We start from the raw sequence: 1,331 nt of genomic DNA, 5'->3' as shown, positions 1-1,331 counted from the left end.
TTTGATACACTCAAAACCTAATCTAAAACACATCGAATCTTGCGTGCTCGAAGTTTTGAGTTTTGGCGAAACCTAACCCAAAACCCGTCTGCTGCATGCAAGGTCGATTGGCCATTAGAGGTTTCAAACTTCAAAAGTTAATTTGACAATGCCTGCTGAGGTCTAAAGTATTCAAAATTTGATTGTTGCACTTAACATTGGCCCGCTGAAGTTGAACTTTTGCAAGGTTTTGTTTCGGGTTTGATCATAATATAGGTGACGGTATGTCATTTTCACATCACCCCAATTCGTCGCATAACCAATGCCTGTAGACACTTGCCAAGTGGCAGAAGATGAGCCTGTGCCTACATCAAGATAGTAAGGAACAAACCACTTGCTATCGCGAATATTCACTTGGCCGCGAATACCCACAATGGCATCTAACAAATTTTCTCTTACTGAAAGTTTTCCTGATGGCTTAAGGCGCTCAAGTGAACCGCTAACCCCCCAGTCTAGCGAGGAGTTTAGATTCAAATTGCGAAATCCAAATAAGACGTCCATAGTAACGGATGGTTTTCGCATGATGCTGTAAAAACCATCGAACTGCCAAATTAGGCTTTTGATGTCGGATTTGGTCGTTTTACTAAGCGTCAATGACTCACCTATAGATCCTGTAACGGACCTAACGCTGTTTGTATCAGTGGACGCATTAAGGTAGATAAAGTCTGTTGACACCCCCCATCTGCCTTTGCGCGCCTCAGCGCTAAACATCATCGCAAAATCCAGTGCAGAAAGATAGTCATTAGGCGCCATCTTCACATGGGCAGTTCGATACGAGCCCAAAGGCATTTCACGCTTCAAATCACCATTTAGAGTGGGTCCCCAAATGTAGGGGCTCACCTTAAATTTCCAGCTATCAGAGGATGTTGCTGAGTCTAACATATCAGTTGCATCTATAGCATTGTTGAAAGAAGTCGTATTTAATTTGATAGGTTCTACTATAGACTCCAAAACACCAGAAGGAATTATCGACTCGGGTACATCAGCAGGAGTCGCCGACTCTTTTGCATTAATAGTCAGCAGAGGGCAAACCAATGCTAAGGCCAATAAAGTTCTTTTAGTTCTTGCTATAGTCGTCATTTTAACTAGCCTCCATATTAATACTAATTGGGCGAAACTTTAGCATACAAAAGTCGGAGAGTCCATATCATCAGCGCAGCGAGCATATTCGAAGCAAAGGTGCCAATAATCGAGCCGAAAACTCCCATCAAGCCACTCGATTACGTGAAACCAAAGTGCGCTGTTTCAAACCACTAGGTCAAGCTCAGCACTTCTTAAGCAACTTTGGTTCG

Annotated in this window: 1 protein-coding gene and 1 pseudogene; one reads left to right on the top strand and one right to left on the bottom strand. The window is 43.0% G+C overall.

All coding sequences use genetic code 11. The annotated features are described in order from the left end of the window. Positions 1 to 171: 171 nt before the first annotated feature. Positions 172 to 1,119 carry a hypothetical protein gene (locus tag IE082_RS11050; RefSeq protein ID WP_189493963.1) on the bottom strand — a complete coding sequence of 316 codons (948 nt, stop codon included), beginning with the start codon at positions 1,117 to 1,119 and terminating at the stop codon, positions 172 to 174. Positions 1,120 to 1,199: 80 nt separating this feature from the next. On the opposite strand from IE082_RS11050, the pseudogene IE082_RS11315 reads away from it, so the two are divergent. Continuing rightward, positions 1,200 to 1,331, top strand: a pseudogene (locus tag IE082_RS11315) (IS6 family transposase); the annotation flags it as partial.

This window comes from Formosimonas limnophila (assembly GCF_014652675.1).
GTDB classification, from domain to species: Bacteria; Pseudomonadota; Gammaproteobacteria; order Burkholderiales; family Burkholderiaceae; genus Hydromonas; species Hydromonas limnophila.
This window is presented reverse-complemented; position numbering and strand designations above follow the sequence as displayed.